The following is a 25,932-nucleotide window of genomic DNA, read 5'->3' on the forward strand; positions in this document are numbered from 1 at the left end:
GCTCAATAGACGAGGGCTTGCACCTCGTCACGCAGGACTTCTTCGACGAAGCCGGCGGCACCCGCGATGCGGGAGCCGCCGGTGATGTCGTTTTCGGTGATGCCGCGACGGGCCGCGCACTGACCGCACACCGTGATCGAGCCGAGCTCGGCGATCGTGGCGATCAGCTCGGAGACGGGCGTGGCCAGCGGGAGGTCGAGCGTCGTGGGGCTCTCGCGCAGCGCGAAGCCGGTGGCGTCCCCGGTCAACCACAACGACACCGGTACGCCGGAGGCGGCGGCGGTCGCCGCCACCGTCAGCCCCTGGTTGGCCCGCTCGGGCGCCTCCGCGGCGCAGGTGACCTTGACGACCAGCGAGCGTGCCATGCGAGCGACCCTAGTAGGTGCCTAGGGTGTGCCCATGACCAGGCATCGGCTGCGCGTCCTCGAGGCGATGGTGCTGGTGCTCGGGGCACGGCTGCTGCGCCACGTGGTGCCGATGCGCCGTTGGGCCGCGATCCTGGGCGCCCACGGTCCGGCGACCTCGCCGATCGTGACCGGCCCGCTCGGCGGTGTGGAGCAGGAGGTGTCCGCGGCGGTCTGGCGCGGCGCGGTGCGTCTCCACGCCAACTGCCTGGAGCAGGCGGTTGCTGCCAGCGTGATGCTGCGGGTCCGGCGTACGCCCGGCGTCGTGGTGATCGGCCTGGACGTCGCCGACCCCTCCGCGGTGCCGCATGCGTGGCTGGTCGGCGGCTCGTCCGGCCTGGTGGTGTGCGGCGGCGACGAGGGCGGCCACCGGCCCGTGAACCAGTTCGTGCCGGCCTCACTCGCTCGTCGCTAGACTCCCCGACATGCAGATCAGGCGTGCGACGGGTGTCGTCGAGGCACAGTTCGACCAGGTGCGCGTGCTGCTCAACGACGACCTGGAGTACCTCGGCCTCGACGAGGTCGGCCAGCGCATCTGGGACCTGCTCGCCGCGCCGCAGACCCTGCCGTCCCTCGTCGGCACGCTGACCGACGAGTACGACGTCAGCCGCGACGACTGCGCACGCGACGTGACGAGCTTCGTCCAGGCACTCGAGCGCCACCACCTCGTCAGCACCTCCTGACGCCACCGATGACCGTGTCGCTGGGTGCTCCCGGGCTGACCGAGGCCGTCCTCGGCGTACCCGTCGAGCACGGCGACGTCCCGCCGCCCTGGGCCGCTGCCGTCGTCCAGGACCCGTGGTTCTGGGCCGACCATGACCGGTTGAGGTTCGCGGCCGACGGCGCCGAGCTGTACGTCGAGGCCGAGCGGGTCGTCTTCTCCGCGCCCGACGAGCTGGTGCGGGCGCAGGCCGATTGGCTGCTCTACTCCACGGCCGCGCGGGCGATGCTGACCTTCCGGCGCGACTACAACCTGCACGCCTCGCTGGTCCTCGCCCCGTCCGGCGGCGCCGTCGCGGTGCTCGGCGACTCCGGCGCCGGCAAGTCGACCACGACCATCGAGCTGCTGCGTCGGGGCTGGAGCCTGGGCAGCGACGACGTGGTCGTCGTACGCCACGGCGAGGACGGTGCGGTCGCGCATCCCGTCGATCGGCCGATCCACCTCTCGGAGGCCGCCGTACGACTGCTCGGGGGAGACCCCAGGCTCGGGCGGCCGATCCCCGACACCACCAAGAGGGCGTACGTCGCGTCCGCCGACCTGACCCCGCGCCCGCTGGCCGCGCTGGTCGTCCTCAGCTCGACGGCGGCGGGCGACGAGGTCACCGCGCGGCAGGTGGACGGCCTGGCCGCCGTACCCACGATCGCGATCTCCGCCGACCGCTACGGCATCGGCAAGCTGCCCGAGCACCGTGCGGACTTCCTGGCCTGGACGACGCGGCTGTGCCACGACGTACCCATCTGGGACCTGCGCCGGCCGCCGGCGGGCGAGACCGTCGATGCCGTCGCGGACGCCATCGAGCAGATCAGCGGCTGAGGACCTCGTCCTCGTACCAGCAGATGAACTGACCGAACGAGAACGCGCGCCCGTAGACGCCCTGCCACTCCATCGCGATCGTCGGGTCCTCGAACTCGGCGCCGAGGGAGACCTCCAGCCGGTCGACGTCGATGACCGCGGACGCGGTCGCCGAGGCGCGGAAGCGCTCGAGCAGGGCGCGGTAGTCGGCGACGCGGCCCTGCGTGACCAGGCCGGCGTCGGCGCCCTGCGCGCCCAGGGTCTGGCGCAGGCGCACGCGGTCGGGGAGGAGGCCTGCGGCCGCCGCACGGGCGAGACCACGGTCGAGCCCGCCGCGCAGCCAGGCCTCCTCGGGCAGCCGCAGCGCCAGCGCGACGACCTCCGGGTCGGACAGCGGGTCGCTCCACCAGACCGACTCGGACATGTTCTGCACGAAGCCGATGCGGGCGTTGTCGAGCTGGGCGTAGTCGACGTAGTCGGCGCGGGTCGGCCGGAAGGTGCGGGCCATCGGCTCCAGGCCCGCGCGTGCCTCGTCGCTGATCAGCTCCTCGCGGAACGGCAGGTCGCGGTAGCCGGGCAGGCCTACCTCGGCGTCGAAGCCGCGCAGCCGGTGGACCAGTCGGATCGCACCGTCCGGCGCCGCTTCGCGGGCGACGCCGCGAAGAGCCGTCGGCCACGGCGTGCCCGCGCGGTGTCGCGCCTTGATCTCGCGGAGCACCGCCGGCCAGCGGCGCTCCTCGGCGAGGGTGCGCAGGATGCCGTTGCGGTCGCGCGAGAAGGTGAAGTTGCCGGAGGCGCCGGTGAGCAGGATCGGGCTGCCGACACGTTCCGCACCGGCGAAGGCCTCGTTGAACCAGCCCTGGTTGATCGGGTTGAACGGCGGCTGCCAGGTCGTCCGGATCGCCGCCTCGGTCGCCTCGATCGGCTGGATCTTGTCGACGTTCACGAGCTCGGTCACGTCGACGCGACCGGTGTGTGCGGCGGTCGCGGCGGCGTACGGCGCGTCCGAGGCCTCCCAGGCCATCGCGGGATCCGGCGTGCCGGGCAGGGGGACGTGGGTGAACGCGGCGATGCGTCGGCCGCTGTCGCCGAGCAGCGCGGCCGCGGTGGCGACGACCATCGAGGAGTCCAGGCCGCCCGACAGCGTGGCGGCGACGGGCCCGTCAGCGGGCAGCGAGGCCTCGACGGCGTCGCGGACCGTCGCGCGCAGCAGCGCGGGCGCGTCGGCCACCTTGATCGTGTGGTCCTGCTCGGTGTCGGGCCGGAACCACCGCTCGACGGTGGGGGCCGGGTCGCCGGGGGAGATGCGGATCAGGTGGCCCAGCGGGACGCGGCGTACGCCCTCGAAGACGGTCGTGTCGGGTGCGTCGTATAGGGCGAGGAGGTCGGCCAGCTTGCCGCGGTCGAGCGGCGGCGGCGTGGGGAGGGCTTGGATCAGGTCGCGCGGGTGCGTGGCGAGCAGGATGCCCTCAGGGGTGCTCGCGTAGAGGAGGGAGAGCTCCCAGCGGCTGCCGACGGCGGCGATGGCCGACCCGTCGGGCCTGTGCAGACACGCCACGAAGCCCTGTCGCAGCGGAGGCAGACCTTGGCAGTCGCCGTCCAGCCATGCGCGCAGGGCTTCGGTGGAGAAGGTGGACGGTCCGGTGAGGACCGTGAGGTCGGGAGCGGGGCGATGCCAGCCGCCGACAGGGTGGAACGTCAGGAGGACTTGTTGGCCTTGCCGAGCAGGCCGTCGCTGACGGTCGAACCCAGCAGCTGAGCGTCCTTGGCGGCGGTCAGTGGCTTCACCGACGGCTTGACCCAGGTCTTCTTGTCCATGTGTTCCTTGTCCCTCCGACGTGGGCTCAGCAGAGCCCGAGATCCCACGATACGTGATGTCCCAATGCGTTGTCCCCCCAGGGACACATCCATGCTAACGAGAAAACCTCGGATGCGTCACGTTCGCGTGAGGTCCAGCACGTGATCGGCGGTCCCGACGGCGCCCTGGCGGTGGGTCGCGAGCACCGTCGTGCAGCCCCGCCGACGCAACCGGGACAGCACCTCGCGCTCGGTCTCGACGTCCAGCGCGCTCGTCGCCTCGTCGAGCAGCAGGACCTCCGGCTCGCGGACCAGGGCCCGGGCGATGCACAGCCGCTGCTGCTCTCCGCCGGAGAGCTGGGTGAAGTCGAGCAGCTCGGTGTCGAGCCCGTCGGGCAGCCGGCGTACGACGTCGGCGACGCAGGCATCCTTCAACGCGCGCCACAGGTCGTCGTCGCTCACGTCGCCGCCCGCGGACCAGGACAGGTTCTCGCGGACCGTGGAGGGCACGAGCACCGTCTGCTGGGGGACGTAGGCGAGCCGCGAGCGCCACAGCGCGAGATCGGTCAGGGGCACGCCGTCCACGGTGATCTCGCCGTTCGCCGGGGTGAGCAGCCCGAGCAGGACGTCGAGCAGGGTCGACTTGCCCGATCCGCTCGGACCGGTCAGGACGGTGGTCTCGCCGGCGGGAACGGTGAGGTCGAGGTCGCGCAACGCCGGGACGTCGGCGTAGCCGGCGGTCACGCCACGGAGCTGGATCGTGGGCGGAGTGCGGTCGGCGGCGGGTCTCGGGACGGCCGCTGCTCGACCTCCTCGACCAGCGGGGTCGGCGTGGGCCGCCGTGTCGTCGATGATGCCCAGCACGTGGTGCAGAGCCGGCGCGAACTGCGTGAAGGCCTGCAGGCTCTGGAGCACCCCGCGGGCGATGGTCAGCATCCGGCTGGTCACCAGCGCGAGCGTGAGCAGCGCGGCCAGCCCGAGACCGAGCTCCTTGCCGAGGACCACCAGGCCGAGGGCGGCGGTGACCGCGAGCACGCCGAGGCCCGACTGGAGCCCGGCAGTGGTCTCGACGTACCGCAGCTCGACCTTGCGGCCGCCGTCGGCGGCGTCGCGCAGCAGCCGGGTCCACGAGGGGGCGGCGTCGTGGGCGCGGATCAGGCGCAGCGAGGACAGCGAGTCGGTCACGGTGGCGGAGAAGATGGAGGTACGCCGGTTCCAGTCCAGACCGAGCTCGAGCGTGCGCCGGATGCTGCGTCGCGTCAGCGCGACCACGGCCGCCAGGGTGACGAGCGCGACGATGCCGATGACGGGGGAGATGGCGAGCGCGACGACGGCGCTGGCTCCGAGCAGGAGCGCCTCGACGCCCAGGCGCAGCAGCAGGCCGAGGGCGGCGTCGACGCGTTCGAGCTCGGTCGTCGCCGCCTGCACGATGTCGCTGCGGCGCTGACGTGCGACGTAGGTCCAGTCGGCGTGCAGGACGCCCGAGAGGGTGCGCAGCCGTAGGTCGTGGACGGTGCGCAGGCGCAGCGTGCTGGAGCGGACTGCCGACCACCACTCAAGGCCCGCACGGACCAGCACCGCGGCACCGAACAGGATCAGCGCCGCGGTCCGCGACAGGGGCTGGTCGATGACCGGTATCTCGGGCGGCCGGTTGCCCGCGACGATCGCGACCAGCGGGATCAGCAGGCCCAGGACGGCTGCCTCGACCAGGGCGTTGGCGATCTCGACGAGCTGCAGGCGCACCAGGGCCGCGCGGCCGACGACCTGCGCCGTCGTACGCCAGAAGAGGGCGACCAGCGCGATCATGCGTGCTCGCGGTGGATGGCGGACGACACCCGGATGCGCGCCGCGGCCGCGACCGCCGGAAGGGCTCGCCGCTCGGTGACCTCCCAGGTCAGCAACGGCGGCAGCACCAGACCGGAGGTGACCACGGCGAGGTCCTTCGGGTGGCGGCTCGACCGGAGCGCGTACTGGACGTGGCGCCAGGAGTTCTCGGCGACGTGGTGCGCGCGGCGGTCGTCCTGCTCCTGGGCGCGGACCGCCTGGGCCAGGCCCGCGCGGGTACGTCGGAACGCGGGGGCTGCAGCGGGCAGGCCGATCGTCGCCTCGGTGATGGTCAGGGTCATCCGGGAGAGGCGGTCGTGCGCGGTGGCGCGGCTCGCGGTCGACGGGTCGCCGGCCAGGCGATGGACGTCGACCAGGCTGCGCAGCAGGTCCCAGCGGTCCTTGGCGGCGTGGCGCAACGAGTGCGTGAGCGCGTCGGGCGGGGACAGGGTGGGCAGGTCCGCCTCGCCGACGCGTACGTCCGCCCGGCGCGACCAGACCTCGTCGAAGGAAGGCAGGCCGTGGATGGTCGGGTCGAGCCGCCAGTGCAGGTCGATCGAGCCGAGCGGTCCGTCGAGCACCAGCTCGTAGAGAGCGTGCAGCTGGTGGCGCCAGGCCCAGGTCGACCGGTCGACGGTGTAGCCCGGTCGCACGCTCCACCCCGTCCTCGCCAGCGCGTCGACGGCGTCGGTCAGCTGCTGCGGGCGGACCAGCAGGTCGATGTCGCCCGATCCGCGCGACGTCGGGTCGCCGGTGGTCTGCACCGCGAGGGCGGGGCCCTTCAGGAAGAGGTGGTCGATGCCGGCCAGCTGCTCGTGGACCTTCGCCGCGGCGTGGACACCGGCCATGGCCTCGAGGCGGCCGCGGTTGCGCAGCGCCTCCAGGGTGGCGGCGACGCCGTCGGGGTAGCGGTGCTCGGCGCTGTGCGGGGCCAGGACCTGGGCGACCCGATGACGCGCGACGGCGTCGAGGAACGGCGCCTCCGGAAGACCGTCGGGCCACGTCCAGCCGCCCGGTCGGGCGTCCTCCGTCGCGAGGGCGGAGCGCACGGCCCGGCGTACGACGGCGACCGCGGAGTCGCCCGTCCGAGGGCTGGCGGAGGCGGAAGGCACTCGCCAAGTCTGCCCGCATGACGGGCGGCGTGCTGGACGACCGGCCGCGCGCATGTTCACAATGCTGCAGGCCATTCGGGGGGCTTCTGGCGATCGCGTCGGCGGGGGTGGCCGCTCTCGGGATCTCGGAAGGCTCCAAATCTCATGTGGAAGATCGTCATGCGCACCGCTGTGCTCTCGCTCGCCGCGCTTCTGGTCGTCGTCACGCTCGGCGTCACCGGAGACGCCGCCACCGGCCCGGTCGTGACCTTCGGGTCCGGCTTCACCGGCTGGCGGGTCAACACCGACGAGTGGGTCGCACAGGACACCTCGTTCAGTGGCATGTCCGACGCGAATCGGGACTGCATCGTCAACAACCCCCAGGTCATCTCGCAGTGGGGCGGGTCGGTGCACCTCAGTGCACGGCGTACGTCGACGCCGTTCGTGTGTCGCAGCCCGTACGGGAACTGGTCCACGCGGTACGCCGCCTCGACGATCGCGACCCGGGGCCACTTCTCGCAGGCGTACGGCCGCTTCGAGTTCCGGGCGCGGATGCCGGCGACCACGGCGCCCGGTCTGCATGCCGCGCTGTGGCTCTACCCGGCGAAGAACACCTACGGCGCGTGGCCGGCGTCGGGCGAGATCGACGTGGCCGAGTGGTTCAGCAACCGGCCGTCGATCGCACTGAACGCGTTGCACTACACGGGGAACACGGGAAACGTCGGCATCGCCTGCCGCACCGCCACCCCGTCTTCCTTCCACACCTACGCCGTCCAGTGGGCCAAGGGCGTCGCCACGTTCTCGATCGACGGCCACGACTGCTGGTCGCACGCGTGGAAGGCGCCGTCGGTGCTGCCCGGCCTGGCTCCGTTCGACAAGCCGTTCTACTTCGTGCTCAGCATGGGCTTCGGGGCCGGGGACAACGCCCCGACGGCCGCGACACCGGCGACCGCGACGATGGACGTCGACTGGGTCCGAGCCACGTCGGCTCCCTGACCGGCGGGACGGCGTACGGCCTCCGCGGCCTCTAGACTCGCGCCGTGGCCTTCGAGATTCCCGACAACCTGCATCCCAACTGCGGCCCGATCGCGTGGCTGCTCGGCACGTGGCGCGGCAACGGTCACGGGGACTACCCGACCATCGAGCCGTTCCAGTACGGCGAGGAGCTGATCTTCACCCACGACGGTCGGCCGTTCTTCCACTACTTCTCGCGGACGTGGATCGTCGACGAGGACGGGGCGAAGGTTCGGGATGCCCATCTCGAGACCGGCTTCCTGCGGGCGCTGGAGGGTGGCGACGTCGAGCTCGTGCTGACGCACAACACCGGGATCACCGAGATCTGGTACGGGCGTGCCGAGGGCGGCAAGCTCGAGATGCACACGGCCGGTGTCGGCTACACCGAGACCGCGAAGCCGGTCGACGCCGGGACGCGGATGTACGGAAACGTCGAGGGCGACCTGCTCTACGCCTACGACATGGAGGCGGCGGGGCAGGAGCTTCAGCCGCACCTCTGGGCGCGGCTCAAGCGGGTCTGATCGGGCGGGCTCTCGTCGGGCCTGTTGACAACCGGCTCTGATCCGGGCCGGTTGTCGGTGCGTGGTGCTTGCGTGGCGGGATGGATGAATTCCTCGGGTCCTCGTTCTCGTTCGCCGATGAGCTGACCAACGGTGCTGTGCTCCTCCTGGAGGGTGCTGGAGCCGCGCGGCTGTCGATCAGCGTCGCTGCCTCTCGCCTGCGGATGACCCGGCAGGGGCTCACCGAGCAGCTCAAGATGGAGGGTCGGAGATGGTCGATGGAAGGCTCTCCGGTCGCGCTGATGCACGAGATCGTCATCCTCACCTTCGGCCAGCGGTGGCTTTCCTGGTCGTGTTCCGTCGGGATGCAAGCCTGGTGGGGCGACCGGGGAGCTCCACCTTCGCTGGTGCTGCCCGCCACCGAGGATGAGCGATGTGCCGTCCGCATCTGGCACGCGCTGCGCCGGCTGGCGGAGGCAGATCGGCTCGACGGTGAGCCGGGGCCGGCCGATGAGGTCGCGCGGATCAGGGCCTTGGAGGTCGAGCAGATCCGTGACCGACTCGGGCCCGGCGACGAGTGTCTACCGTGGGGTCAGGGCCTGGCGCTGCTGGCCGTCACCGATGGTCTGCAGCTCGCCGTCTCCGATCCGGTCGCGCCGATGCCTCTCGCTGCGGCGAAAGACGTCGCTGAGAAGACGATCACCGCGATCTGTGTTCCGCGCGAGGCGGCGGCGAGGGGGCTGACGGGGTGAGCCCCGACGTCCTTGCTTGCATGCATGCAAGGAGCGCTGCGGGGCCACTTGCATGCATGCAAGCAAGGAGCGCTGCCGGGCCACTTGCATGCATGCAAGCAAGTCCGTCGGGGCCACCCTCGCCAACGCACACGCCGGCACGGTGGCTTGAGGCCGGCGCCCTACGATCGTCGTGTGGAGGACGGACATCGGCACGAGAGCCCCGAGGGCGACGAGGGCACGGACTGGCGCGCCGCGCTCCGGCAGCGGGGCTACCGGCTGACGCCGCAGCGGGAGATGATCCTGGCGGCGGTGGACGAGCTGGGCCATGCCACGCCGGACGAGGTGCTGGCGCACGTGCAGGCGAAGGCGTCGGCGATCAACGCCTCCACGGTCTACCGGACGCTGGAGGTGCTCGAGGAGCTCGGATTGGTGCGGCACGCACACCTGAGCGACCGTGCGCCGACGTACCACTCCACGAAGGGGCACACGCACTTCCACCTGGTCTGCCGCGGGTGCCAGAAGGTGATCTCGGTGGATGCCGGGGAAGCCGGGCCGTTCGTGGAATCCCTGACCGCCCGTCATGCGTTCACCCCTGACATGGGGCACTTGACGGTCTTCGGCACCTGCGCCGAGTGCGACAACGACACCCCTACCGACAACCACACGGAGACGACCCGATGACCTCACCCCTGCTCGCTCTACCCGGCGCGGTCGCGGGTGATGGCGTCGACGCGGGCGTCGCGGCGCACTACGGCAGCCTCTACGGCGAGCAGCACGCGCTCGCCGCCGGCGAAGGGTTCGTCGACCTCTCGCACCGCGAGGTCGTCGACCTCACCGGGCCGGACCGACTGACCTGGCTGCACTCGCTGACGACCCAGTACCTGGACGGTCTCGAGCCCGGCGTGCAGACCAACGCCCTCATCCTGAGCCCGAACGGCCACGTCGAGCACGCGTTCACCGGCGTCGACGACGGCGAGACCTTCCGGCTGCACACCGAGCCCGGCCGCGCCGCCGCGCTGATCGGGTTCCTCGAGCGGATGCGCTTCATGATGCGTGTCGAGATCACCGACGTCACCGCACAGCACGCCGTCGCCTGGCGCCCGGTGCTGACCGAGCCCGCAGGCGGCAAGTTCGACCTCGTCCCGCGCGACCAGCTCACGGCGTACGCCGAGGCAGCGGGCCCGGCCGCGGGACTGTGGGCCTACGACGCGCTGCGCATCGAGCGCGGCGAGCCGCGGTTCGGCATCGACACCGACGACCGCACCATCCCGAACGAGATCGGTCTGCTGCCCGGCAAGGCGTGGTCGGCCGTCCACCTCGACAAGGGCTGCTACCGCGGCCAGGAGACCGTCGCCCGGGTCAACAACCTCGGCCGTCCGCCCCGCCGGCTGACCCTGCTCCACCTCGACGGCTCGGAGAACCGGCTACCGGCCATCGGCGCCGACATCACCCCGACGGGCGGCGGCCGCGCCATCGGCCGCGTGGGCTCCAGCGCCCGTCACCACGAGCTCGGCCCGATCGCGCTCGCGCTGGTCAAGCGCAACGTCGACACCGACGAGCAGCTCGAGGTCGACGGCCTGCCGGCGGCCCAGGAGGTCGTGGTCGATCCCGAGATCGGCCTGCACTTCCGCCCCAGCCGCTGACCGGAGGGCGGCCAGGAGCCTCAGCCGACCTGCTTGGTCGGCGGCAGCAGGTCCGCCTGGTGGTGGGCGTACCAGCCCTCGAAGTTGCTCGCCGCGACCGCCTTGAACAGCGAGCGCACCTTCACCAGGTCGAGGTGGACCACGCTCTGCGACCCCTCCATGCCGGTGCCGGCGACGGGCGCGGTGACGAAGCGCAGGTCGCCGGGGTGGAAGTGCGCCAGGGACAGGATCAGCGACCGGAACCGACCGGTCGTCAGCCCCTTGTCCACCGCGATCGTGTCCGAGAGGTGCTTCGCGAGCGAGGTCACCCGGAACGGGTTGGACAGCACGCCGCGACTGGCCATCTTGGAGAGCAGCTCGCGCAGGAAGTTCTGCTGGCGGGCGATCCGGTCGAAGTCACCGTTGGGCAGGCCGTAGCGCTGCCGGACGTAGAGCAGGGCGTCCTCGCCCTCGAGGTGGTGCTCACCCTTGGTCCACACCTTGTCGCGGACGTAGTCGGTGACGGTCTGCGGCACGTAGACGTCCACCCCGCCGACGATCTCGCTCATCGTGACGAAGCCGTTGAAGTCGATCACCACGACGTGGTCGATGTAGAGACCGGTGAGGTCCTCGACCGTCGTGCGCAGCAGGCTCGGGCCGCCCCACGAGAACGCGGCGTTGATCTTCGACCTGCCGTGCCCGGGGATCGGCACCCAGGAGTCGCGCGGGATGGAGATGAGCTGCCCCGACCGGCGGCCCGCGTCCAGGTGCAGCACCATCGTGGTGTCGCTGCGGAAGGCGCCGGGCGTCCACCCGCCGTGGGCCAGCTCGTCGCGGATGTTCGGTCCCCGGTTCGGGTCGTCGTCGGGGTCGTCGGCGCCGATCAGCAGGATGTTCATCGCGCCGCCGGGGAAGCGCGCCGGCTCCGCAGCAGGAGGGGTGATCGGGAAGCGGCGTACGTCGCCGAGCTGGGCGTTGAGGTAGAGCGCCCAACCGAGCACGATCGCCAGCAGCAGCCCGATCAGCCCGAACATGACCGCCATCGCCTTGTGGTGGCGGAAGAACCGGCCGATCCGGCGCCTGCGGCGTCCGCGGCGGTGGCTCGTCACGGCGCCTACTGTGGCACACCCGAGGCACCCGATCGCTCCGATCGGCCGCCCGCTCGATCGCACGACCGCCCTCAGCGAGTGCGTACGACGAGCCCGGCCGCCAGGAGCTGATCCAGGAAGGCGCTGACGTCGCTCGCCACGTCCTCGTCGGCCTCGATCTCCGCGCCGGCGGCGACGGCGCGCCAGATCGCGGCCGCGGAGTCCTCCAGCACGAGCGGTACGCCGTCCGGCACCCGCGCCACGTAGACGGCCTGGTCGTCGACCCACGCCACGTCCGGCGCCACCGACCAGTCGGCGAACGAGGTCATCGCCGCCCCCGGTCCAGCACGTCGCGAACCAGGTGCCAGGCCCGCGCCGCCTGGACGACCACCACGGGGCGATCGGGTGCACCGGCAGGGGTCGCCGGCCGCAGCGCACGCCGCAAGGTCGAGCCCAGCGCTCCGTGCGCCCGCGCCGACACCAGCCGGGCGCGCCACTCGCGCCAGCGGTTGGTGTCGCCGGAGGAGTAGTAGACCCACAGCGCATGGTCGGGGTGGTCGCGCATCTCGTCGAGCCGCCCGAGACCGGCGGCGAAGCCGACCTCCGCCCCGAGTTCGCGCACCAGCGCCTCGACCTCGGCCCGCAGCAGCGGGTCGGCGGCCGCCCACCGCTCGCGCAGGTGCCGGGTGCTGGGCCGCACCGGCCCGGACCTGCCCTCGTGCAGGACGAGCAGCAGCACCTCGGCCGCCTCCCCGGGCACCACGCAGTCCCGGTGCGCGATCGAGCGGATGCGCGAGGAGCGGCCGAGGGCGTCGTACGCCGCCTCCGCGTCGACCTCCAGCCCCGGCCACGCCCGGTGCAGGTCCAGGCAGCCCCAGCCGTCGTGCCACCAGGCGGCGGCGTGCGCCCATGCCGAGCTGTCCTCGAAGGCACCGATCGGACGCCAGCCCGTCGCGGTCAGCCCGGTCTCCAGAGCGGCGATGTGGGAGGGCCGCACGACCACGTCGACGTCGCTGCCGCTGTGCGGCGGGTACCACTCCGGGGACGCCGCGACACCCTTGACGTGCAGCAGGTCGACGCCGGCGCGCTCGGCGACGGCCTGGACGACCGCATGGGCCAGGCGCAGGCGCGCACCGAGGGGGATCTCCGCCTGCTTCACGGGTACGAGCCTACGGCGGGGGCGCGGCCGTCATACTGGAGCGACCCGACGACGAGGACCCCTCTTGACCTTGCTCGACTTCGTGCGGCTCACCCGCGCGCACCTCAAGCTGATCCTGGTGATGCTCGTCATCGGGATCGCGCTCGCGGCGGCGTACACGTGGACCCGCCCGGTGCTCTACACCTCGGTCGCCACCGGCCAGGTGCACGCCGGGGCGTCGACATCCACGGGCGAGGCGCTGAGCAGCCTGAGCCTGGCCGTCAGCGAGTCGCAGGTCTATGCGGCGTACGTCAACAGCCAGGCGGTGCGGGACAAGATCGCGGCCCGGATCCACTCCGCAGGCGACGTCGTGCCGGCGTACACGCTGACGGCGACGACCGACAACGTCAGCCCGCAGATCAAGCTCAGCGCCACCACGTCCAGCCCGGCCATGGCACGCGACGTCGCCGACGCCGCGGTGCGCGCGCTGGCGGAGGTCGTCGCGGACCAGGAGCAGCAGTCGATCGCTCAGGAGAAGGGTGCCAAGGGCGCGACCTCGGTCGTCCGGGTCGTGCCGCTCGACGACGCGGTGCTGCCGACGAGCCCTTCCTCGCCGAACTACCGGCGCAACCTGCTCGGTGGTGCCCTGCTCGGCCTCGTCCTCGGGTACGTCGCCGCGATCGCCCGCCGGTCGCTCGACCGCCGCGTGCGCTACGTGGCCGACGTCGAGGAGCTGGTCGGCAAGGCGGTGCTCGCGGTGATCCCGCAGATGCGCAGCCTCAACCGCCAACAGCACGGCGGCGTCGACAAGTCCGCGCGCGGCCCAGGCGTCGAGGCGCTGCGCCAGCTGCGCACCAACCTGCGCTTCGTCGATGTCGACCGGCCGCCGCGCTCGGTCGTCGTCACCAGCGCCAACCCCGGCGAGGGCAAGTCCACGGTGTCGGCCAACCTGGCCCGGCTGCTGGCGGCCGCCGGTCAGCCGACGCTGCTCGTCGATGCCGACCTGCGTCGCCCGATGATCGCCTCGCTGTTCGGCGCCGACGCGCAGGCCGGGCTCACCCAGGTCCTGGCGGGTGACCTGACGATGGACGACGCGCTGCTGACGACCTCGGAGACGAACCTGTACCTGCTGCCCAGCGGTCGGATCCCCCCGAACCCCAGCGAGCTGCTCGGCTCGCAGCGGATGAGCCACCTGCTCAAGGAGCTCTCCAAGCACTACCTCATCGTCATCGACGCTCCACCGCTGCTGCCGGTCGCCGACGCCGGGCTGCTCAGTGGCCAGGTCGACGGCACCCTGCTCGTCCTGGCCGTCGGGTCGACGTACAAGGAGCAGGCCCGGCTCGCGGCGCAGCGCCTCAACCAGGTCGGCGGCCACCTGCTCGGGGTCGTGGTGAACAAGGCGCCGATGAAGGGCCTCGCGTCGGTGATCTACGGCTACGGGTACGGCTATGGCCACTACGCGAGCAGCTACAACTACTACGGCGCGCCCGGCAACCGACGCGGCACGCGCAGGGGCCTGTTCTCGTTCCTGCGTCGCGGGCGCTGAGACCTACGCCAGCAGCTCGTCGACGTTGCGGTGCAGGGCGGCCGCGAACCGCTCCTCGGTGAACAGGTCCGACTGCGCGCGGATCGCGTCGCGGTCCCACGGGTGTCCGCGGTACGCCGTCACCGCCGCCGCGATCGCCTCCGGCGTCGGCTCGTCGAAGAACGCGCCGGACGTGCCCTCGCGGACGGTGTCGAGGTAGCCGCCGAGCCGCAGCGCCAGGGCGGGTACGCCGTGCGTGCCGGCCTCCAGCGGGGTCAGGCCGAAGTCCTCGATGCTGGGAGCGACCAGCATCGAGGAGTGGAAGTAGACCCATTGCAGCTGGGCGTCGGTCAAGTCGGAGACCAGGCGCACGTTGGGCGTGAGGCCGGCACGGATCTCGTCCGCGAGCGGACCCGAGCCGACCACGACGAGCCGTTCGTCGGGCAGGCTCGCGAACGCCTCGACGCACGCGCCGACGTTCTTGTAGGGCAGCAGCCGGCTCACCAGGAGGTGGAAGCCGCTGGTCCAGTCGGACAGCTCGGCCACGGGCTCGCGGAACGCACCGGGCAGGCCGCGGTGCGGAGCCGGTACGACGTCCGCCTCGATGCCGTAGGTGTCGCGGATGCGGTCCTGGACGACGTAGGAGATCGCGAGGTAGCGGTCGGCACGCGCGGCCATCCGCTTGTCCCAGGCGCGCAGCGCGGGACGCATCGCGAGGGTGGCCCATCCCATCGGGCTGGACCGCGCGGACCTGCCGAGGTAGGTGTCGGTCTGGTAGAGCCAGCGGGCCGGGCTGTAGCAGTAGACCAGCCGCTTGCCGGACGTCGCGAAGCCGTGCGCCCAGCCGCTGCTGGACATCAGCACCAGGTCGGCGTCGATGTGGTGCGCGTTGACCGCCGGTGCGAGGAAGGGCAGCGCTGCGCGGTGGTTGCGCCGGAGCGCACGCACCCGGTCGAGCGAGGTCGTCACGATCCTGGCGTCGCGGAACTCGGGGAACGTCGTCTCCGGGTTGTAGAGCGTCGTGTGGATGGTCGCTTCCGGGAACGCGCGGTGCATCGCCAGCACCACGCGCTCGGCACCCCCACGCTGGGTGAGGTAGTCGTGCGCGATGGCGAGCTTCGGCATGGGGCGCTTTCCGAGATCAGAAGGTGGAGGTGACGGCTTCGGGGCGGCGGCGCCCTGCCGCGGACGCGGCCTGCACGAGGAACGCCACGGCCTTGCGGGCCACGGGCTCGGGCAGCAGGTCGAGCCTACGGTCCAGACGTCTGCCGAGCCGCGTCGCGCGGGTCTCGTCGAGGTGCCCCGCCGCGGCGCGGACGGCGCGCGCCCAGGCGCTGTCGGTCGGCTCGGTGGACGCCAGGCCGTGCTTGCGCTCGAAGCGCGCCTGCGCGGCACCCGAGTGGAGGGCCCGGCGTACGCGGATCTCGGTGGTGACGGCGGCCAGGTGGTGGTCGGTCTCCAGGCGCTCGTCGATGACCACCGGAACACCGGCCAGGTGCAGCCGGTAGCCCCAGTCGACGTCCTCCCAGCCGTAGCCGCGGTAGCCCTCGTCGTAGGGCCCGACCAGGTCCCAGGTCGCGCGGGTCACCGAGGCGTTCGCGGCCCAGTGCCGCCACGCCTGGGCCGGCGGAGCGGCGTACGCCTGCTCGCGCTGGAGGCGGTCCCAGTGTCGGCCGTAGGCCCGGGCGTACGCCGTGTCGGGGAACAGGTTGCGCACCAGGCCGATCACGCCGACCGGGTCGCCGGTGTGGTGGGCGGCGTGGCGTGCCGCGAAGTCGGGCGCGGGCGCGAGGTCGTCGTCGCAGCGGACCAGCACGTCGCCGCGGGCGGCGGCGAAGCCGGCGTTCAGCGCGGCCGCCCGGCCGCGGTTCTCGGCGAAGGTGAGGAGGTTCAGGTCCAGGCGTGAGGCGTACGCCGCGACCGCGGCGGCTGAGCCGTCGACGTCGCCGTCGAGCACGACGACGACCTCGACGGTGGCGTCCTCCTGGGCGGCGAGCCGGTCGAGCAGGCGGGGCAGGCGGGCGGCGCCGCCGCGGCTCGGGACCACGAGCGAGGTCAGAACGGCCATCGCATCTCCTGCCGCTCCTCGCGTTCCTCCTGGACCGCTGCGGGGGGCCGCCCGAGGTGGTAGGCCGCGGCGCCGAGCGCAACGGCCGCGGGCAGCTCGAGCAGCACCTCGCCCAGGTTGATGGCCACCACGGAGAGGCTGATCAGGGCCGCCTCGACCCAGCCGTTGCGGTGGCGGATCTCCAGCCTGGTCAGCAGCAGCATGGTGATCACCAGCAGGCCGATGACGAGGGCGAACGCGATCCAGCCGCCTTCGTTGATGATGCTGTTGTAGGAGTTGTGGAAGAACCAGAAGTTGCCGGGCTGGTTCCAGTCCGGCACCAGGCTGGTGCCGGGTCCGTGGCCGGTGAGACCGGCCGTGTCGACGAGGTGCGCGGCGCCCGCATCGATGCGACGGCGCAGCTCGTCGCTGCCGTTGCGGTCGCTGAACGGCCCGATCTGCTTGAGGGTGTCGGGGAAGCGGGCGAACCCGTAGACCAGGCCGCTGAGGAAGAGCACGCCGAGGACGGGCGAGATGCGGTGCCCGATCAGCAGCCAGACCACACAGGCCGTCGCCGCGAAGAGCGAGGTCCGCGACCAGGTCAGCACGAGCAGGGGCGTGGCCGTCATCAGGAAGAGCACGACCTGTCGCCTCGAGCCCATGTAGGCGCAGGCGACGAGCCCGAGGACCAGGACGTAGTAGCCGGCGGTGTTGGGATCGCCGACGTAGCCGGTGAGCCGGCCGGAGTACGCCACCGCGCCGTGCTCGTTGCGCGCCACCTGGCCGAACAGCCCGGCGCCGAGCGAGACCACGAGGCCGGTCGCGAAGCCACGGGCCATCGTCTGCAGGTGGATCCGGCCCTGCCCGATGCACAGGGCGAGCAGGCCCCACAGGGCGAGGTGGAGCAGGCGACGGTACGGCGAGACGCCGTCGATGACCGCCGCCGCCAGCATCCACGTCGGGACGGCCGCGATCAGGGCCGTCATGAGCGGGGGAGGCAGGCGGGTGGGCCGCTTGGTCATCGCCAGCAGCGTGACCAGGCCGAGGGCGAGCTCACCGACGGGGAGGCCCTTGACCGCGACCGAGCTGAAGCCCATCGCGGCGAACAGGACGAACTCGAACGCCTTGGTCTCGTTGTCGCGGCCGTCGGTGGTGACGAGCGGGAGGCGGATGTCGGTGGGGTCGGCGGTCCGTGGGTCGAAGCCGTCGCTGCGCTGCAGGCTCATCGCTGGGCCCCCGCGTAGGCGTCCGCGATCCGCGTCGCCATCTGTGCGGTCGTCGGCCAGTCCTCTGCGAGCCGTGGGCGGTGGGCCGGGTCGACCTGGACGACCAGCTTGGCGGCCACCGCAGCGTGGTCGGCAGCGTCGACCAGGCAGCGGTCGGGGAGGATCTCGGGGTTGCCGCCGACCTCGGAGGCGACCACCCCGACCCCCGCGACGAGCGCGTCGAGCAGGGCGTAGGAGCAGTTCTCCCAGACCGAGAGCAGCGCCATCACGTCGTGCTCGGCGAGCGCGGCCGCCGCGTCGACGTACCCGGGGAAGGTGACCGCGGTGGCGATCTGGAGGTCGCCCGCCAGCGCCCGGAGCTCGGCCTCGAGCGGACCGGTGCCGGCCAGCGTGAGGGTGGCGTCGGGCTGGTCGCGGTGCACCAGCGCGAAGGCGCGCAGCAGGTCGGGGAGCCGCTTCTCGGGGGCCAGGCGGGCCAGGGAGAGGACGCGGATGCTCCCGTCGTTGGTCGAGTAGCCGCGAGCGCCAGCGAGCGGTGTATCGAGACCACGATCCACCCCGTTCGGCACGACGAGGATCTCCTGCCGGGGACGCCACTTGTCCCGCATCGCGGCGGCGGTGGCCTCCGAGACGGCCAGGACCAGGTCGAAGCGGCGCAGCCGAGCGGCGTGGACGCGAGCCATGACCCGGGCCTTGGCAGCGCTGCCGTGGTAGACGAGGTCGTCGGCGGCGATGCCGTGCTCGGTGGTCACCAGCAGCGGGCCGCGGGGTGTGGCACCGGCGACGATGACGTCGGCGTACGACAGGTGGCTGTGCACGACGTCGGGCCGCAGGCGTACGACGGCCGCGCGCAACGTGCGGGCCGAGGTCCGCGGACCGGCCTCGGGGCCGAAGGGCTCGGCGATGACCGCCCCGCCGGCCTCGCGGACGGCGTCGGCGAGCGGCCCGGGTGGGCAGAGCACCACCAGCCGCCAGCCGGGCAGGCCGGCGGTGACGGTGTCGAGCACGTGCCGAGCGACGCCGGCCAGGTCCGAGACGGGCACGACCCAGAGGGCGGTGCGCATCAGAACCACTGCTCCATGCGGTCGAGTGCCAGCCAGAAGCCCTCGCCGTGGTTGACGTGTCCCTGCCAGATCTCGGGGATGAAGCTCGCCGAGGGCGCGAGCCGGTCGAGCTGCTCGGCGAGCGCCGGCCACTCGATGTCGCCGTCACCGACCTGCACGCCCTCACCGTCGACACCGGTGCCGTCGACGAGGTGCAGGTGGTCGGCGTACGGCGCGAGCTGCTCGACCGCGTCGGCGAACGGGATGCCGTGGAAGTTGGCGGCCAGCACGGTGTGCGAGGTGTCCAGGCAGAGGCGGATGCCGGTCTGCGCGCAGAACGCGGCCGTGTCGGCGGGGTCGACGAACAGGTTGTGGAACGACTGCCCGCCCATCAGCCAGGGGTACGGCGGCAGCGTCTGCGCGAGGACCCTGACCCCGGCGGTGTCGACCCGGGCGAGGCCGGCGGCGATCCGCTCGTAGCGACTAGGTCGCTCGCGGGCCGGCAGGTGGCCGTCGTGGGTGAAGCCGCCGAGCGTCGCCACCACGAACGGGTCCGAGGTCTGGCCCGGGAAGAGTGCGCGCAGCTCGCGGGTCCGGTCGATCGTGCGCTGGAGCTCGACGATGGAGCGCTGCCAGGTCGCGTCGTCCGGGCTGGCCAGATCGAGGATGAAGTCGCCGGCGAAGAGATCCGGGACGTGGGTGGTGAAGCCGAGGCTCTCGGCAGGCTCGACGGCCAGGGAGGTCTCGGCGTCGACCACCGGGAGGTCGAGGTCCTTGTAGGAGAAGTGGAACTCGAGGAAGTCGGGCCGGGCGTCGCGGGTCATCTCGGCGACGTCGTGGTAGCGCACGGGCACGCCCCAGGGCCGCCCGAACGAGTAGGCGCGAGCACCGGGCGTCGAGTCGGTGAGATCGCCGGCGAAGAAGAAGTCGCCGGCCGCCATCGCCCGCGACGAGACCCGCCCGACGAGCGAGGACAGCCGGTTGGGCTGCAGCCCGCGCCCGGGGCTCCGCACGTCCACCGCGTCCGCGGTGATGACCTCGCCGGCCGCCAACGCCCGCGCCGCGACCAGCGACTTGGCCAGGTTGACCCGGTTCATCTGCTCGCCCGTGCTGACGGCGCGGGGTGCTCCGCTGCCGATCGAGGCCTCGACCTCCCGCACGCGGGCCACCATCTCGGCGTACTCCTCGGGCAGCAGGCTGACCTTGTGGTCGTTGCCCTCGAGGTCGCGGTCGACCGTGAGGTGCTTCTCGATGATCCGCGCGCCGAGCGCGACGGCGGCGACCGCGACGTGGATCCCGCGCTCGTGGCCGGAGTAGCCGACCGGGCAGCGCCCGATCTCCGCGAGCCGCGGGAGGTAGGCGAGGTTCACGTCCTTGAACGGCGCGGGGTAGGTCGACTGGCAGTGCAGCAGCGCGAAGTCGGTGCCGGTGCTCCGCACGAGCGCGACGGTCTCGCGGATCTCGGCCTCGGTGGACATGCCGGTCGAGATGACCAGCGGGATGCCCGTCGCCGCCGCTCGGGCGACGAGGGTGTGGTTGGTCAGGTCGGCGGACGCGATCTTGAGGGCGGGTACGCCGTACTCCACCAGCCGTTCGAGCGAGGGCAGGTCCCACGGCGTGCACATGACGTCGATGCCGATCGACCGGCAGTGGTCGAAGACCTCGAAGAGCTGCGCGGTCGAGAGGTTGTACTTCGCCAGCAGGTCCAGCGTGTACTGCGCGCCGAGGTCCTCGCCGCCGCTCGCGCCGCCGGCCTGTCGGTAGAGCGCGTCCAGGTCGCGCAGCTGGAACTTCGCGACGTCGGCGCCCGCGGCGAGCGAGTGGTCGACGAGCTCCTTGGCCAGCTCGACCGAGCCCTGGTGGTTGTTGCCGATCTCGCTGATCATCAGCGCCGGTGCGGTGCTTCCCACCGTCCGCTCGCCGATCCGCAGCGAGTCGGCGCGGTCGACCGCGATCCCTCGGAGGTGGCCGTCGTCGTCGACCAGGGGGACGTGGTCGATGCCGGGCGCGAACAGCGCGCGCACCTGCGCCGGAGGCGCGGCGACGGGGGCCGAGCGGGCGGCTGGGTTGGCGACCTCGACGACAGGCGTCGAGAGGTCGGCGCCCGGGTTCGCCGCCACCCAGCGCCGGAAGTCACCGTCGGAGAGGGAGCCGAGCAGGTGCCCGTGCACGGACACGACGAAGATGACCCGCGCCTTGTTGGCGGTGATCTTCTCGAGCGCCCGCAGCACCGGTTCGTCGCCGGCGACGACGTACGGCGCCAGGTCGCGCTCGATGATCATCCGCCGCTCCTCCCGAGGCGCTCCAGCCACTGCTCGGCGACGAGGACGTCGAGCTCGGTGTCGATGTCGAGGCCCTCCTCCTCGTCCATCACGAACAATCCCACCACGCCGCCGATGCGGTTGGCGTGCTCGCGGTAGACCGACGCACGGGTGACGTAGACCGACCCGGTCTCGCGGTAGCGGAGCGCCTCGGGCGTGAGGTCCTGCCGGCGCGGCCTCCGGCTCGGGTCGTACGCCGGCAGCGGGCCCAGCGGGGTCGACTGCCAGAGGAACGGCGCCTGCGGGACGACGCCGACCAGGGAGTCGACGCCGGTGTCCGCGAACTGGGCCAGGGCGCGGTCGAGGGTGCCGGGCAGCCGGACCGGTGACGTGGCCTGGAGCAGCATCACCGTGTCAGGCGTCGTGGCCACGGCGTCGATGGCGTGCAGCACCACGGGTTCGGTCGCGGTCGTGTCCTCCGCGAGGGAGGCAGGCCGGTCGACGACCTCGGCTCCGGCCGCGCGCGCGATCGCGGCCAGCTCGTGGTCCTCGGTCGAGACGACGACCTGCACGTCGGGCGCCGTGATCGCGAGCGCGTGCTCGATGGTCCAGACGACCAGCGGCTTCCCGGCGACGTCGCGAAGGTTCTTGCGGGGAACGCCCTTGCTGCCACCGCGGACGGGGATGACGACCAGGACACTCATCGGGCGGCCTCCACGAGTGCGGCCGCGACGGCCGCCGCGGGGGACGGCCGGAGCGCTGCGGCGGGCACCGGGGTCGGCGGTCCGGCGTACTCGCTCATGTCGTAACGCTCCCACAGCTCGCGCAGCCAGGCGGGCGGGTCGGGGTAGGCGACCCACGCCGGCAGCCCGGCGGCCGCGGCCTCGAGGACGCCGGTGGAGAAGACGCTGACCAGGGGTCGGTCGAGCTCGCGCAGCGGGACGCCGGAGGTGTCGATCTCGATGCCCATCGCCCGCCAGCGTGCGTGGGCGCGCAGGGAGCGGCGGTCGCGCTCGGAGGGGTGGGGGCGGTACGTCGCCCCGTGCTCCAGGCAGAACCGCTCGACGGCGGCCACCAGGTCGGCGTACGGCAGCTCGGCGCCGTGCAGCTGGCCGAGGTAGACGGGGGGAAGGTCGCGGCGGGCTCGACCACCCGTGGTCTGGCCTGCCTCGACCAGCGAGGAGGCCAGCAGCTGCGACCCCGTGACCGACCACGTCACGTCCGAGCGCCCGGAGGCCCAGAACTCGGCATCGGCCTCGGACCAGGCGAGCAGGTGGGCGCCGGCGGGGAGCGGTGGGGCCTTGGGGGTGAGGGCGCCGTGCTGGGAGACGAGGAAGGGCACGCGCGGCGGGCGGGCGGCCCAGACGGTCGCGCCGGGCTCGAGGAAGTGGCCCGAGCCGAGCACGGCGCGGACGCCCCGGAGGGCGGCGCCGAGGTCACCGGGTCGCAGCGTCCGCACCCGCGCGGGCACGAACGGCACCACGGAGGTCACGCCGGGAGGTCCGACGACGAGCACCCGCTCCGCGGGCAGGTGGGGAAGCGCGGCCACGACGGCTGCACGCATCGAGGCGTGCCAGGCGTCGACCACGACGACCAGGTCGGGGGACGGGCCGCTGTACACGAGCTCGATGTCGGCAGGCCTCGAGACCGCACGACGGATGCGCCGCAGCGGTCGCCCGCTGTCCTGCCAGTGCTGCCACGCGGCGAGGTCGCGGGGGTGGTCCAGGCTCATCCGAGCAGCTCCTCGAGGACCGCGATCCGGTGCGCGAACGTGTGCTCGGCGAGGGTACGCCGGCGCCCGGACTCACGGATCCGGCCGGCCCACGCGTGGTCGACCGCAGCGCGGGAGGCCAGGTCGCGGGCCTCCTCGACGGAGGAGAAGACCGCGACCTCGACGTCCGGCTCGTAGAGCGGGGCGACGTCCGCGCGGTCGATCAGCTGGAGGCCGCCGACCCCGGGGATCTCGTAGGTCCGCATGGTGAAGCCGTCCTGGCGCTCGTGGAGGTTGATCGCCGCGCGGGCGCCCGCGATCACCCGATAGCCCTCGGTGAGGGCGATGTCGCGCTCGGCGGCGACCGGCGGTCGGCGTACGTCCCACGTGCGGGCACGGTCGTACCAGTGCCGCGACCAGTCGCGGCCGTAGGCACGCACCGGCACTCCTGCCGAGGCCAACGAGACGAGGGTCCGTTCGCGGCCGGGGTAGCGCGCCCCGATGAAGACGACGTCGTCGGTGGTCACCGGAGAGGAGGGCGCGAGGGAGGGATCGAACGCACCCGGCACATGACGGACCACCGCCCCCGCCTCGGTCAGCAGGGTGGTGTCCTCGAGCGAGTAGGACGCCAGCGGCCCGATGGTCAGCAGGCGGTCGACGGAGTGCCGCATCCGGCGGATCTCGTCGTACAGCCACAGCACGCGGGGCAGCGAGCCGACCGCGTCCCAGAAGTCATCGGTCAGCAGGTCGCCCTTGACCACGACGACGGCATCCGGCCGCACGGAGTGGAGCGCCGAGACCGCCGAGCGGGTCACCACGGCGGCGTGCCGGGAGTGGGTGTCGGCCCCCGCGAGCGCCGGCAGCTCGTGCCGCAGCTTGTGGCCGACCTTGGCGGAGAAGGTGGGCAGGTCGTCGTACACGTGCGTCGCGACGTCGTGTCCGCGGTCGCGGAAGGCACGCTCCATCGAGCGCGAGTAGCCGTGAAAGCCGGGGCTGACCAGCAGCAGCCTCATCGGCGTCGCTCCGGGCGCAGCAGCCGCCACTCCTCGCGCGCGGTGCGCAGCGGGCGTACGTCGCGTCCGCCCACGCGACGTCCGAGGTTCCAGACGAGATTGGCCGCGGTCGCAGCCCGCAGCGAGGTCGCCAGACGCCGCCGGCCGCCCCACTTCGCGGCGTACTCGAGGCGCGACTCGACCAACCAGGCCCGGCGCAGCGCCGGGTCGGAGGAGGCGCCGCCGACGTGGCACACGGAGACGGAGCCGACCACCACCGAGGGCAGGCCGCGCTCGCGCAGCCGGCGTTGGAGGTCGACCTCCTCGGCGTTCATGTAGAACCGCTCGTCGAACCCACCGACCGCGCGGAAGTCGATCAGGGGGAGCAGCAGCGCCGCGCCGAAGACCCAGTCGACGACGGTGTCGCCGGCCGTGCCGACGCGGGTGTCGTGGCCGACGGCGTCGCGCAGCCGCGGGCGCAGCCGGGCCAGGGGCACCAGCCACTCGACCGTCTGCTGGCGCGTGGTCGGGAAGTGTCGGCCGGTGCCGGCCTCGTGGCCGTCCGTGTCGAGGACGAGCGGGCTGACGACCGCCGGGAGCCAGGGAGTGGCCGCGTCGACGAGCGCGTCGACGAAGCGATCGGGCAGCACGAGGTCGCTGTTGAGCACGAGCAGCAGCTCGTGGGTGGCACACGCGGCGCCGCTGTTGACGGCCGACCCGAACCCGCCGTTGCGCTCGCGCCGGACCAGGGTGACGCCCTCGGTCTCGCGGAACGGGGACGGTGAGCAGTCGTCGACCACGATCACCTCGAGCGGACCACGCGTGGGCTGCTCCAAGAGCTGCGTGATCAGCGCTCGTGCGGGCGCCGGCGAGCCGTAGTGCGGGATCACCACACTGACTCCCGGGTTCGCCCCGAGCGGGCGCGAGGTCTCCATCGGTGGCCAGCGTAGGCTCTGCGGCGACCGCGCGCGGGAGGTGATCGGATGAAGGTCGGGGACTCCCTGGTCGGGGTGCACCCGCCGACCGGCGTCGCGCTGCTGACGTACGACGACGGCCCGACCGCCGACATCACCGACCAGCTCCTTCCCGAGCTCGCCGAGGCGGGCGCGCGGGCGACCTTCTTCGTGCTGCTCTCGCGGGTCCGCAAGGCGCCCGGCCTGCTCGCCGAGGTGGTCGCCGCTGGTCATCAGGTCGGCCTGCACGGTCGCGACCACCGCCTGCTCACCGACGTCGCCCCGGCCGAGCTTCCTGCCCTGCTGCGCGACGCGCGCGCGGAGCTCGAGGACCTGCTCGGCTCGTCGGTCGAGCTGTTCCGGCCGCCCTACGGCAAGCAGAGCGCGTCCTCCTGGCAGGCGACGGTCGACGCCGGGATGACCCCCGTGATGTGGGGGCTGACGTGCCGCGACTGGCTGACCCTGGACCCGGAGGAGTACCTCCTCGACGTACGCCGAAGCAGCCTGCGTGGTCAGGTCGTGCTGATGCACGACGGCTTCCCCGACGGCTGTGACGGCGTCGACGACGGACCGGCCCCCGAGCTCGACCGGGTCGAGCTCATCCGTGGCGTCCTCGCGGAGGTGCGCCGCCAGGGCCTCAAGGCGGTCACCCTCGGCGAGGCCCTCACGGTCGCGGCCCCTGCCTGGGAGCTGAGGCTGAGCGGCCAGCGCGACCTGCGCACCCGCATCCGTGGCCGTCTCGCGGCGGTGGGCGAGAACCTCCGGACCAGGAGGGCCTGATGCAGCATCCGCCGCAGTCGACCTACGGGCGCGACGCGCGCGACGACGTCGCGCCGTACGTCCCGACCGACGCACGCTCCACGCTGGAGGTCGGCTGTGGCAATGGCGGGTTCGGGGCGACGCTGCGCCGCCTCCTCGGCAAGGACGCCCGCGTGGTGGCCGTCGAGGCGATGCCGGAGTCGGCACGCCTGGCCGAGCAGACCGGTGACTACGACCGGGTCGTCGAGGGCTACTTCCCCGATGCCATGGGCGAGGAGCGCTTCGACCTCATCGTCTTCAACGACGTGCTCGAGCACATCCTCGACCCGTGGCAGACGTTGCGCGACTGCCACCGCTTCCTCGAGCCCGGCGGCACCGTGCTCGCGTCGATCCCGAGCATCCAGTACTTCCCGGTGGTGTGGCAGCTGGTGCGCAGGGGGCGGTGGGACTACGTCGACAGCGGCACGCTCGACCGCACGCACGTCCGGTTCTTCACCCGGAGGACGATGGTCGAGATGTTCGCCGACGCCGGGTACGCCGTCGAGAGGGTCGAGGGGATCGGGAGCCTTGACGCGCGATGGGACACCGACCCGCTGGCGCCGCGGCGCTGGATCAAGCACCGCCTCACCCGGCTGATCGGCGACGGTGCCTACGTCCAGTTCGTGGTCGTCGCCCGGGCGCGCTGACCTC

The 25,932-nt window shown here is 72.6% G+C and carries 27 protein-coding genes; 11 read left to right on the top strand and 16 right to left on the bottom strand.

Annotated elements, in window-relative coordinates:
* Positions 1-2: 2 nt before the first annotated feature.
* The gene (locus ACYVJ3_RS04805; RefSeq protein ID WP_460851374.1) at positions 3-365 is read right to left on the bottom strand and encodes a DsrE family protein; all 363 of its coding nucleotides are present in this window, start codon (positions 363-365) and stop codon (positions 3-5) included.
* Positions 366-399: 34 nt separating this feature from the next.
* Here ACYVJ3_RS04805 and ACYVJ3_RS04810 point away from each other — a divergent pair, with 34 nt between their 5' ends.
* The 3 genes from ACYVJ3_RS04810 to ACYVJ3_RS04820 are packed head-to-tail and all read left to right on the top strand — an operon-like array spanning position 400 to position 1,938.
* Entirely contained in the window at positions 400-819 is a 420-nt protein-coding gene (locus ACYVJ3_RS04810) for a lasso peptide biosynthesis B2 protein (RefSeq protein ID WP_460851375.1), read from the top strand.
* Positions 820-829: 10 nt separating this feature from the next.
* Positions 830-1,087, top strand: a complete 258-nt coding sequence (locus ACYVJ3_RS04815; protein ID WP_460851376.1) for a PqqD family peptide modification chaperone — start codon at positions 830-832, stop codon at positions 1,085-1,087.
* A gap of 8 nt (positions 1,088-1,095) precedes the next feature.
* The gene (locus tag ACYVJ3_RS04820) at positions 1,096-1,938 is read left to right on the top strand and encodes a hypothetical protein (protein ID WP_460851377.1); all 843 of its coding nucleotides are present in this window, start codon (positions 1,096-1,098) and stop codon (positions 1,936-1,938) included.
* On the opposite strand, the gene ACYVJ3_RS04825 is transcribed toward ACYVJ3_RS04820, so the two are convergent.
* The 3 genes from ACYVJ3_RS04825 to ACYVJ3_RS04835 form a co-directional block, all read right to left on the bottom strand.
* Entirely contained in the window at positions 1,928-3,475 is a 1,548-nt protein-coding gene (locus tag ACYVJ3_RS04825) for an asparagine synthase-related protein (RefSeq protein ID WP_460851378.1), read from the bottom strand. The two genes, ACYVJ3_RS04820 and ACYVJ3_RS04825, sit on opposite strands and share 11 nt — an antisense overlap.
* A gap of 377 nt (positions 3,476-3,852) precedes the next feature.
* Complete coding sequence (locus tag ACYVJ3_RS04830) at positions 3,853-5,520, bottom strand: ABC transporter ATP-binding protein (RefSeq protein ID WP_460851379.1); 1,668 nt, start codon at positions 5,518-5,520, stop codon at positions 3,853-3,855.
* Positions 5,517-6,650 (bottom strand): nucleotidyltransferase family protein, encoded by a 1,134-nt coding sequence (locus ACYVJ3_RS04835; RefSeq protein ID WP_460851380.1) that lies wholly within the window; start codon positions 6,648-6,650, stop codon positions 5,517-5,519. Before ACYVJ3_RS04835 ends, ACYVJ3_RS04830 begins: the two co-directional genes overlap by 4 nt.
* 144 nt (positions 6,651-6,794) lie before the next feature.
* On the opposite strand from ACYVJ3_RS04835, the gene ACYVJ3_RS04840 reads away from it, so the two are divergent.
* The 5 genes from ACYVJ3_RS04840 to ygfZ all read left to right on the top strand — a co-directional run bounded on the left by ACYVJ3_RS04840 (position 6,795) and on the right by ygfZ (position 10,520).
* The gene (locus ACYVJ3_RS04840) at positions 6,795-7,625 is read left to right on the top strand and encodes a glycoside hydrolase family 16 protein (protein ID WP_460851381.1); all 831 of its coding nucleotides are present in this window, start codon (positions 6,795-6,797) and stop codon (positions 7,623-7,625) included.
* A 44-nt stretch (positions 7,626-7,669) separates the two neighbouring features.
* Positions 7,670-8,164 carry a heme-binding beta-barrel domain-containing protein gene (locus ACYVJ3_RS04845; RefSeq protein ID WP_460851382.1) on the top strand — a complete coding sequence of 165 codons (495 nt, stop codon included), beginning with the start codon at positions 7,670-7,672 and terminating at the stop codon, positions 8,162-8,164.
* 80 nt (positions 8,165-8,244) lie between these two features.
* The gene (locus ACYVJ3_RS04850; protein ID WP_460851383.1) at positions 8,245-8,895 is read left to right on the top strand and encodes a hypothetical protein; all 651 of its coding nucleotides are present in this window, start codon (positions 8,245-8,247) and stop codon (positions 8,893-8,895) included.
* Positions 8,896-9,069: 174 nt separating this feature from the next.
* Positions 9,070-9,558 carry a Fur family transcriptional regulator gene (locus tag ACYVJ3_RS04855; protein ID WP_460851384.1) on the top strand — a complete coding sequence of 163 codons (489 nt, stop codon included), beginning with the start codon at positions 9,070-9,072 and terminating at the stop codon, positions 9,556-9,558.
* Positions 9,555-10,520, top strand: coding sequence for a CAF17-like 4Fe-4S cluster assembly/insertion protein YgfZ (gene ygfZ / locus ACYVJ3_RS04860; RefSeq protein WP_460851385.1), 966 nt, complete (start codon positions 9,555-9,557; stop codon positions 10,518-10,520). The genes ACYVJ3_RS04855 and ygfZ overlap by 4 nt, the downstream gene beginning before the upstream one ends.
* Positions 10,521-10,540: 20 nt before the next feature.
* On the opposite strand, the gene ACYVJ3_RS04865 is transcribed toward ygfZ, so the two are convergent.
* The 3 genes from ACYVJ3_RS04865 to ACYVJ3_RS04875 form a co-directional block, all read right to left on the bottom strand.
* Entirely contained in the window at positions 10,541-11,608 is a 1,068-nt protein-coding gene (locus ACYVJ3_RS04865) for an LCP family protein (RefSeq protein WP_460851386.1), read from the bottom strand.
* Positions 11,609-11,679: 71 nt separating this feature from the next.
* Complete coding sequence (locus ACYVJ3_RS04870; protein WP_460851387.1) at positions 11,680-11,916, bottom strand: hypothetical protein; 237 nt, start codon at positions 11,914-11,916, stop codon at positions 11,680-11,682.
* Entirely contained in the window at positions 11,913-12,746 is an 834-nt protein-coding gene (locus tag ACYVJ3_RS04875) for a hypothetical protein (RefSeq protein WP_460851388.1), read from the bottom strand. Before ACYVJ3_RS04875 ends, ACYVJ3_RS04870 begins: the two co-directional genes overlap by 4 nt.
* A gap of 64 nt (positions 12,747-12,810) precedes the next feature.
* Between ACYVJ3_RS04875 and ACYVJ3_RS04880 the strand changes: the two genes are divergently transcribed.
* Entirely contained in the window at positions 12,811-14,271 is a 1,461-nt protein-coding gene (locus tag ACYVJ3_RS04880) for a tyrosine-protein kinase domain-containing protein (protein ID WP_460851389.1), read from the top strand.
* A gap of 3 nt (positions 14,272-14,274) precedes the next feature.
* On the opposite strand, the gene ACYVJ3_RS04885 is transcribed toward ACYVJ3_RS04880, so the two are convergent.
* From ACYVJ3_RS04885 to ACYVJ3_RS04925, 9 genes are read right to left on the bottom strand one after another with little or no spacing between them, the layout of a single operon-like run.
* The gene (locus ACYVJ3_RS04885; RefSeq protein WP_460851390.1) at positions 14,275-15,375 is read right to left on the bottom strand and encodes a glycosyltransferase; all 1,101 of its coding nucleotides are present in this window, start codon (positions 15,373-15,375) and stop codon (positions 14,275-14,277) included.
* A 16-nt stretch (positions 15,376-15,391) separates the two neighbouring features.
* Positions 15,392-16,318: a glycosyltransferase family 2 protein gene (locus ACYVJ3_RS04890; protein ID WP_460851391.1), complete on the bottom strand. Its 927-nt coding sequence runs from the start codon at positions 16,316-16,318 to the stop codon at positions 15,392-15,394.
* The gene (locus ACYVJ3_RS04895) at positions 16,306-17,523 is read right to left on the bottom strand and encodes an O-antigen ligase family protein (protein ID WP_460851392.1); all 1,218 of its coding nucleotides are present in this window, start codon (positions 17,521-17,523) and stop codon (positions 16,306-16,308) included. Before ACYVJ3_RS04895 ends, ACYVJ3_RS04890 begins: the two co-directional genes overlap by 13 nt.
* On the bottom strand, positions 17,520-18,587 hold the full coding sequence (locus ACYVJ3_RS04900) for a glycosyltransferase (protein WP_460851393.1): 1,068 nt from the start codon (positions 18,585-18,587) through the stop codon (positions 17,520-17,522). The genes ACYVJ3_RS04895 and ACYVJ3_RS04900 overlap by 4 nt, the downstream gene beginning before the upstream one ends.
* Entirely contained in the window at positions 18,587-20,848 is a 2,262-nt protein-coding gene (locus ACYVJ3_RS04905; protein WP_460851394.1) for an N-acetylneuraminate synthase family protein, read from the bottom strand. The genes ACYVJ3_RS04900 and ACYVJ3_RS04905 overlap by 1 nt, the downstream gene beginning before the upstream one ends.
* Complete coding sequence (locus ACYVJ3_RS04910) at positions 20,845-21,531, bottom strand: acylneuraminate cytidylyltransferase family protein (protein ID WP_460851395.1); 687 nt, start codon at positions 21,529-21,531, stop codon at positions 20,845-20,847. The genes ACYVJ3_RS04905 and ACYVJ3_RS04910 overlap by 4 nt, the downstream gene beginning before the upstream one ends.
* Positions 21,528-22,559, bottom strand: coding sequence for a prephenate dehydrogenase (locus tag ACYVJ3_RS04915; RefSeq protein ID WP_460851396.1), 1,032 nt, complete (start codon positions 22,557-22,559; stop codon positions 21,528-21,530). The genes ACYVJ3_RS04910 and ACYVJ3_RS04915 overlap by 4 nt, the downstream gene beginning before the upstream one ends.
* A complete protein-coding gene (locus tag ACYVJ3_RS04920; protein WP_460851397.1) occupies positions 22,556-23,551 on the bottom strand; it encodes a CgeB family protein in 996 nt (331 codons plus the stop codon). Before ACYVJ3_RS04920 ends, ACYVJ3_RS04915 begins: the two co-directional genes overlap by 4 nt.
* A complete protein-coding gene (locus tag ACYVJ3_RS04925; RefSeq protein WP_460851398.1) occupies positions 23,548-24,465 on the bottom strand; it encodes a glycosyltransferase family 2 protein in 918 nt (305 codons plus the stop codon). The genes ACYVJ3_RS04920 and ACYVJ3_RS04925 overlap by 4 nt, the downstream gene beginning before the upstream one ends.
* 48 nt (positions 24,466-24,513) lie before the next feature.
* Here ACYVJ3_RS04925 and ACYVJ3_RS04930 point away from each other — a divergent pair, with 48 nt between their 5' ends.
* Together ACYVJ3_RS04930 and ACYVJ3_RS04935 are read left to right on the top strand one after the other, a co-directional pair.
* A complete protein-coding gene (locus ACYVJ3_RS04930; protein ID WP_460851399.1) occupies positions 24,514-25,263 on the top strand; it encodes a polysaccharide deacetylase family protein in 750 nt (249 codons plus the stop codon).
* Positions 25,263-25,928: a class I SAM-dependent methyltransferase gene (locus tag ACYVJ3_RS04935; RefSeq protein ID WP_460851400.1), complete on the top strand. Its 666-nt coding sequence runs from the start codon at positions 25,263-25,265 to the stop codon at positions 25,926-25,928. The genes ACYVJ3_RS04930 and ACYVJ3_RS04935 overlap by 1 nt, the downstream gene beginning before the upstream one ends.
* Positions 25,929-25,932: the final 4 nt, after the last annotated feature.

The sequence above is a fragment of the Nocardioides montaniterrae genome (genome assembly GCF_054782655.1).

Coding starts and splice junctions, on each gene's coding strand:
- ACYVJ3_RS04805 (WP_460851374.1), bottom strand. CDS start 365: ATGGCACGCTCGCTGGTCGTCAAGGTCACCTGCGCCGCGGAGGCGCCC.
- ACYVJ3_RS04810 (WP_460851375.1), top strand. CDS start 400: ATGACCAGGCATCGGCTGCGCGTCCTCGAGGCGATGGTGCTGGTGCTC.
- ACYVJ3_RS04815 (WP_460851376.1), top strand. CDS start 830: ATGCAGATCAGGCGTGCGACGGGTGTCGTCGAGGCACAGTTCGACCAG.
- ACYVJ3_RS04820 (WP_460851377.1), top strand. CDS start 1,096: ATGACCGTGTCGCTGGGTGCTCCCGGGCTGACCGAGGCCGTCCTCGGC.
- ACYVJ3_RS04830 (WP_460851379.1), bottom strand. CDS start 5,520: ATGATCGCGCTGGTCGCCCTCTTCTGGCGTACGACGGCGCAGGTCGTC.
- ACYVJ3_RS04840 (WP_460851381.1), top strand. CDS start 6,795: ATGTGGAAGATCGTCATGCGCACCGCTGTGCTCTCGCTCGCCGCGCTT.
- ACYVJ3_RS04850 (WP_460851383.1), top strand. CDS start 8,245: ATGGATGAATTCCTCGGGTCCTCGTTCTCGTTCGCCGATGAGCTGACC.
- ygfZ (WP_460851385.1), top strand. CDS start 9,555: ATGACCTCACCCCTGCTCGCTCTACCCGGCGCGGTCGCGGGTGATGGC.
- ACYVJ3_RS04870 (WP_460851387.1), bottom strand. CDS start 11,916: ATGACCTCGTTCGCCGACTGGTCGGTGGCGCCGGACGTGGCGTGGGTC.
- ACYVJ3_RS04885 (WP_460851390.1), bottom strand. CDS start 15,375: ATGCCGAAGCTCGCCATCGCGCACGACTACCTCACCCAGCGTGGGGGT.
- ACYVJ3_RS04890 (WP_460851391.1), bottom strand. CDS start 16,318: ATGGCCGTTCTGACCTCGCTCGTGGTCCCGAGCCGCGGCGGCGCCGCC.
- ACYVJ3_RS04895 (WP_460851392.1), bottom strand. CDS start 17,523: ATGAGCCTGCAGCGCAGCGACGGCTTCGACCCACGGACCGCCGACCCC.
- ACYVJ3_RS04900 (WP_460851393.1), bottom strand. CDS start 18,587: ATGCGCACCGCCCTCTGGGTCGTGCCCGTCTCGGACCTGGCCGGCGTC.
- ACYVJ3_RS04905 (WP_460851394.1), bottom strand. CDS start 20,848: ATGATCATCGAGCGCGACCTGGCGCCGTACGTCGTCGCCGGCGACGAA.
- ACYVJ3_RS04910 (WP_460851395.1), bottom strand. CDS start 21,531: ATGAGTGTCCTGGTCGTCATCCCCGTCCGCGGTGGCAGCAAGGGCGTT.
- ACYVJ3_RS04915 (WP_460851396.1), bottom strand. CDS start 22,559: ATGAGCCTGGACCACCCCCGCGACCTCGCCGCGTGGCAGCACTGGCAG.
- ACYVJ3_RS04920 (WP_460851397.1), bottom strand. CDS start 23,551: ATGAGGCTGCTGCTGGTCAGCCCCGGCTTTCACGGCTACTCGCGCTCG.
- ACYVJ3_RS04925 (WP_460851398.1), bottom strand. CDS start 24,465: ATGGAGACCTCGCGCCCGCTCGGGGCGAACCCGGGAGTCAGTGTGGTG.
- ACYVJ3_RS04930 (WP_460851399.1), top strand. CDS start 24,514: ATGAAGGTCGGGGACTCCCTGGTCGGGGTGCACCCGCCGACCGGCGTC.
- ACYVJ3_RS04935 (WP_460851400.1), top strand. CDS start 25,263: ATGCAGCATCCGCCGCAGTCGACCTACGGGCGCGACGCGCGCGACGAC.